Genomic DNA, 6,303 nt, shown 5'->3' on the forward strand with positions numbered 1-6,303 from the left:
CAGCGCCGCGTGCGCGGCGGCCAGTCGCAGCGACAGCAGCGTCCAACCGGCCAGGCCGGCCACCGACAGCGGCGCCACCAGCCAGGACGGCAGCCGCCGGGTGGCCACGCTGACCAGCACCGAACCGGCCGCCGCGCCGGCCATCAGCCAGGTCAGCAGCGGGTCCGCGTACACCCGGCCGAGCACCACGCCGGCCAGCGCGGTCATGGTGAGCAGCACCAGCGGCACCGCCGTCGCCCGCGCCGCCCGCGCCAGCCGGCCCTCGCGGCCGGCTGGCGCGTCGGGGACGCCGGGCCGGTCGGTGCCGGGCGGCGCCGGCGCGAGCGTCACCACCGGCGGATCCCGTCCCACTCGGCGGCGAACCCGGCCCCGTCGGCCGCGTCCACCACGACCAGGCCCGCCGCGCCCGGCGGGGTCCGGTCCGGGGCGCCGAACACCCCGACCACCACCGACGGGTACGCCCCGCGCAGCGCGCCCACATGCCCCAGTTCGCCGCGCGCACCCGGCCCGGTGAGCACCACCAGGGTGTCGCCGAGCCGGTCCCGCCGCAGCCGGCCCATCGCGGCCGGCAGCACGTCCGCCCCCGCCTCGACCAGCTCCACGGCGGCCAACCGGTCCAGCGGGCTCGACGACGCCACCCCGCCGGGCCCGGATCCGCCGGCCGGCCCGGATCCGCCCGCCGGCCAGGCCCGGCCGAGGCGCAACCAGGAGCGGAGACCACCCGCCGCGCCGGCCGCGCCGCCCGGATGGGTCGCGCCGCCCAGTGCTGCCGCGCCACCCAGGTCGGCGGCGGTCGGGGCGACCAGCAGCAGGGTCACCGGCAGGTCCTCCCGGATCGCGGCGGCCACCACCGACGCCGCCGCCTCGCAGGCCGACTCGAACGACTCGGCCACCCCGCCGACCCGGTCCGGATGCGCGACCGCCCGGTTGTCCAGCGCCACCACGATCCGGGGCAGGCTGGTGTCCACGTTCTCCCGCACCATCAGCTCGCCCACCCGGGCGCTGGTCCGCCAGTGCACCCGGCGCAGCTCGTCACCGACCACGTACTCCCGCAGCGAGTCGAAGGTGATCGAGCCGTGCGGCACGCTGTCGGTGCGCCCGTCCAGGCTGCGCCCCGCGCCCGCCGGCACCGCGCTCAGCGGGTGGACCCGCGGGTGCACCCAGACCGGCACGACCTCCCCGTACGGGCGGGCCAACGCGACCAGGCCCAGCGGGTCGCGGCGGGTGACCCGCAGCGGGCCGACCGGCACCACGCCCCGGCGCTGCGTCGGCACCTCGTAGCGGACCTCGGTGTCCCGGCCCGGTCGCAGCCGCAGCAACGGCACCGGCACCGACCGGCCGGCGCACCGGTCCTCGGCGAGCAGGTTCGCCGCGCGCAGCCGGCCGGTGTTCCGCACGGTCAACGTCATGGTGGCCGGCTCGCCCCGGGCCACCCGGTCCGGGTCGGCCACCCGCCCGACCGCCAGCCGGGGCCGCCAGGCGGCCGTGACGACCGCGTAGCCGACCGCCACGGCCGCCGCCGCGCCCAGCACGGTCAGCTCCGGGTACGCGAACCGGAAACCGGCCCCCAACAGCAGCACCGCGGCGACGAGCAGCCCCACCCCACGGGCGGTGATCCCCACGCCCGGCTCAGCCGTGCACCGGGGCCGGCTGCCCGGACGGCAGCGGCACCGGCACCGACGCGACGGCCTGGCGCAGCACCTCGGCGGCGGTCACCCCGCGCACCTGCGCGTCCGGGGTCAGCAGCAGCCGGTGCGCGAACACCGGCTCGGTCAACGTCTTCAGGTCCTCCGGCATGATCCAGCCCCGCCCGTCGATCAGCGCGTACGCGCACGCCGCCCGGGTCAGCGCGATCACGCCCCGCGGGCTCACCCCGACCCGCACCTGCGGGTGGTTGCGGGTGGCCGCCGCCAGCCGCACCGCGTACGCGTAGAGCGGCTCGGCGATGTGCACCCGCCGGGCCATCCGCACCATCTCCCCGACCGTGGCGGTGTCGGTGACCGCGTTGAGCGAGTCGGGGGAGCGCACCGTCGCCCCGCGCAGCACCTCCACCTCGACCGCCTCGTCCGGGTACCCGACGGAGAGCTTCACCAGGAACCGGTCGAGCTGCGCCTCCGGCAGCCGGTACGTGCCGTCCATCTCCACCGGGTTCTGGGTGGCCACCACCAGGAACGGCTGCGGCACCGGGTGCCGGACGCCGTCCACCGTGACGGTGCGCTCCTCCATCACCTCCAGCAGCGCCGACTGGGTCTTCGGCGAGGCCCGGTTGATCTCGTCGGCGATGACGATGTTGGCGAACACCGGGCCCGGGTGGAACTCGAAGCCGCGGGTGGCCTGGTTGAAGATGGTCACCCCGGACACGTCCGAGGGGAGCAGGTCCGGGGTGAACTGGATCCGCCGCCACTGGCCCTTCACCGTCGCGGCGATCGCCCGGGCCAGCGTGGTCTTGCCGACCCCGGGCACGTCCTCGAGCAGGACGTGCCCCTGGGCGAACAGCGCCGTCAACGCCAACCGGACCACCTGCGGTTTGCCCAGCACGACCGCGTTGACGTTCTCGGCCAGCCGGGCGGCCAGGGCGGCGAAGCCCTGCACCTCCGGCTGGGTGAGCGGTTCGTGGGTGTTCACGCGCGTGGTGCTCCTCGATCGCGGTGCTGCGGGCAGCGGGTCAGCAGGTCGGCAGGACGTTGATGTTGTCGCCGCCCTCCAGGTTCAGCCAGGCCCACGGGATGTAGTTCTTCCCGTCGTAGGCGACCTGCACCCACCAGGTGCTCCGCTTCTGGTCGTTGTAGATCCACGAGTCGACGTCGTCGCCCTGCTTCTTGCAGTACGCCCGCAGCCGGGTGCCCGGCTTCGCCCAGCCGACCTGCTTGGAGTTGAGCTGCTGGGGGATCGAGAAGATCTCGTTGCCGTTGCGGCCGTCCACGTCCTTGTCGCAGTAGGTGCGCTGGTCGCCGCTCGGCCCGTTGTTGCAGGTGGCGATCCCGTACACCGGGTCGGTCGACTGGTCGCGGGTGGCGCTGCCCTTGCCGGCCGCGTTCGTCGCGGTGACCGTCACCGTGTACGCGGTGCCCGGCGTCAGGCCGGTCACCCGCAGGCTGGAGCAGCCGCCGCTAACCGTCTTGCCGCCGGTCGCCGCCGAGCAGGTGGCGTTGCCGCCGCCGGCGTCCACCGTGAACGACACCGTCACCGAGGTGATGTCCGCCGACGAGCCGGTCACCGTCACCCGCGGCGCGGCGACCGTGCGGGCCGTCGCGGTGGCCTCCGGGCCGGGACCGGCCTCGTTGACCGCCTTCACCTTCACCGTGACGTTCTGCCCGTTGCCGAGCCCGCCGACCGTGGCCCGGGTGTCGGTCACCTCGCTGGTCTTCCCGCCGACGTCCACCAGGTATTTGGTGACCGGGCGGCCGTGGTCCACCGCCGGCGCCCACTGCACCGCCACGGTGCCCGGCTGGTCGGCCACCGTGGACGCCTTCAGCTCGGTGGGCGCGGCCGGGACGGTGAACGGCGCCACCGTGTTGCTCAACGGCGACGCCTTCGACCCGGCGCCCTTGTCGTTCACCGACACCACGGTGAAGGCGTACTGGGTGCCGTACTCCAGCTGGCCGGCGGCGATGACCAGCTCGGTCTTCGACGACTCGCCGGCCGGCGCGGTCGCCCCCGCCGAGCTGGCCGTCACCGCGTACTTCGCGATGGTGTTGCCCTGGCCGTTCGCCTCCGGCCAGCTCACCAGCACGGTGCCGTCCGGCCGCGCCTGCGCGGTGACCGAGGCCGGCGGATCCGGCACCGCGGCCGTCGGCGTGACCGGGTTGCTCTTGCGGGACGGGCCGTCGCCCTTGGCGTTGACCGCGTGCACCGAGAACGTGTACGTCTCGCCGTTGGTCAACCCGGTGATCTCCACCGACCGCTGGTTGGCGCCCACCTCACGCCGCTGGTCGGCGCCCTCCACCACGTACCGGGTGATCTCCGCGCCGTTGGCGGCCGCCGGCCGCCAGCTCACCCGCGCCGACGCGTTCCCGGCCGCCGCGGTCACCGCGCGCGGCGCGCCCGGCTTGCCCACCTTCGGCTTCTTCGGCGGGGGCGGCGGCGGAAGCACCGGCGGCGGGTCACCGCCGAGCACGTCGTTGGCGTACTTGTTGACCTCGCGGACCTGGTTGCGGTCGTCCACCACCCGGGCGGTCGACGAGTCCGGCGGGTTGATGAACAGGTGGTTCTCGCGCACCTCCAGCTCCACCGGCCCGGGCCGGCCCGCGCCCTTGATGGTCTGCACCAACCGCCCGTCGGCGTCGAACGAGTAGACCGTGCCGGTGCTCTCGTCGGCGACGTAGAACCGGCCGGCCCAGGCCACCGCCGGGGTCAGCGCGTCGCCCGCGCCGGGCACGCTGAACTGCCGCACGTCGGCGCCGTCCCGCACCACGTGCACCTTGCGCTCGCCCGGCACGGTCACCGGCACCTGCGGACCACTGGTCCGGACCGGGAGGCTGCCCGGGGCGGACATGGCCAGGTCGGCCCGCTGCGTGCGGCCGCCCCGCACGGTCACCAGCGAGGTCGAGGTGCGGTCCAGCACCGCCACACCGTCGTCCAGCGTGGACACCACCAGCTCGTGGCTCGGCTCCGCCACGTCGTACGTCTCGACCTGCTTCGGGCTCAGGCCGGCTGGCGGCGCCGCACCGGGCGTGGCGGGCAGCTCGGCGGCGGTGACCGCCGACACGGTGCCCTCGCTCGGCACCGCGATCCAGAGCCGGCCCGCGCCGTCGAACGCCCCGCCGGTGATGCCCGGCGGATAGCGGACCGGCTCGCCCACCGGGGTCAACGCACGCGGGTCGAGCTGCCGCACGATGCCCTGCACCGCGTCGACCACGAACGCCGAGTCCTCGTGCAACGCCACGCTCACCCCGAAACCCGGCGCGGTCGGCGTGGTCGCCGTGATCTGCAGGGTGGCCAGGTCCAGCGAGCTGACCTGCCCGGTGTTCAGGTCACGCAGGATCAGCAGCCGATCCGTCTGGGCCACCTGCACCTGGTGCCGGCGCGCCCCCGGCACCTCGACCCGGGTGTCGACCCGGGCGGTGACCCCGTTGACCCGGGCCATCTCGCTGCGCGTGGTGCTCCACAACCAGGAACTGGCGTCGTAGTTGGCCACCGCGTTGTCGGCGGCCCCCAGGCCGAGCACGGTCAACCCCATCGCGGCCAGCAACGCCACCACGGTGCCGACGGTGACCAGCCCGCCCCGGAGCCGTCGGGACCGGGGCGGGGCGGCCTGCGCCCCCGTGCTCGTGACGTCCTCGGTGGTTGCCACTGCCGGCTGCCTCCCCAGATCGGTGCGGGAGGCGTCACGCGTGGACGACCCTCCCCAGAGCCGGGAGCCATCATAGGGGCCGGCCGGGCATCGGGTAACCCGTACCGTCCCCCTGTGGACACCGAGCGTGTCGCCGGCGCGCGCGGTCAGTTCGTCGGGCCGCCCTCCCGGGCCGTGCAGACCTGACCCGAGGTGGCGTACGTGTCGGTCGAGTAGACGGCCAGCACCGTGAAGCAGTAGTCCAGCTTGGCGCTCAGGCCGTTCACCGTGTACCGGGTCGTCCCCGGGTCCACCGTGGCCATCACGCCCAGCTTCTGGCCCGCCCGCCCGCCGGCCACCACGAACGGCACCCCGCCGTCACTCGGGTCCGTCCAGGTCACCGTGATCGTGGTGGTGTCGTCCCGCAGCCGCAGATCGCCCGGCGGCGGCCCGCTCACCTTCGGCCCCGGCGCGGACGTCGCCGGCCCGGGCCCCGGCGGCGGCGCCGAACCCCGGTTGAGCACCAGCGCGCCCACCCCCACGGCGACGACCACCACGAGCACCACGACACCGACCACCACGGCCACCGTCGTCCGGCTGCGGCCGTCCCGCTCCGGCTCCGCCTCCGCCGCCACTGGGTACGCCGGCGGCTGGTGGAACGGCGCCGGCACCGCCGGCCAGGCCCCCTGCTCGGGGTACGCCGGCGGTGCCGGCTGCTGCGTCTCGGGGAACTCGAGCAGCTCGTCGTAGACCGGCAGCGGGCGACGGCCCGAGTCCTCCGGCTCCTCGGAGGCGGGCCCGGCCGGCGTCACGCCGGACGGACCGTCATCGTCGGCCACCCGCTCCGGACGCGGATCGGCGGGCCGCTCGACCGGCTGCGACGGGGCCACGCTGCTCCACGGCGGCGCCGTCAGCCCCCACGGCGGTACGGGCGACGCGCTCACCGGCGCCGCGGCCGGCGGCCCACTCACCGGATACCCGGTCCCGGGCGGCCCGCTCACCGGGTAGCCGGCTCCGGGTGGTGCGCTGAC

4 protein-coding genes and 1 pseudogene are annotated in these 6,303 nt (G+C 75.6%); all 5 read right to left on the bottom strand.

Annotated elements, in window-relative coordinates:
- Positions 1 to 255: pseudogene (locus LQ51_RS25445) on the bottom strand (transglutaminase domain-containing protein); the annotation flags it as partial.
- A 71-nt stretch (positions 256 to 326) separates the two neighbouring features.
- Positions 327 to 1,622, bottom strand: coding sequence for a DUF58 domain-containing protein (locus LQ51_RS25450; protein WP_046569944.1), 1,296 nt, complete (start codon positions 1,620 to 1,622; stop codon positions 327 to 329).
- 7 nt (positions 1,623 to 1,629) lie between these two features.
- Entirely contained in the window at positions 1,630 to 2,625 is a 996-nt protein-coding gene (locus LQ51_RS25455) for an AAA family ATPase (protein ID WP_046569945.1), read from the bottom strand.
- Between the two features lie 40 nt (positions 2,626 to 2,665).
- Positions 2,666 to 5,293 carry a fibronectin type III domain-containing protein gene (locus LQ51_RS25460; RefSeq protein WP_046569948.1) on the bottom strand — a complete coding sequence of 876 codons (2,628 nt, stop codon included), beginning with the start codon at positions 5,291 to 5,293 and terminating at the stop codon, positions 2,666 to 2,668.
- A gap of 146 nt (positions 5,294 to 5,439) precedes the next feature.
- On the bottom strand, positions 5,440 to 6,303 hold an 864-nt coding region (locus tag LQ51_RS32960), incomplete at its 5' end, for a fibronectin type III domain-containing protein (RefSeq protein ID WP_231605878.1).

The organism is Micromonospora sp. HK10 (assembly GCF_000982955.1).
Taxonomy (GTDB): domain Bacteria; phylum Actinomycetota; class Actinomycetes; order Mycobacteriales; family Micromonosporaceae; genus Micromonospora.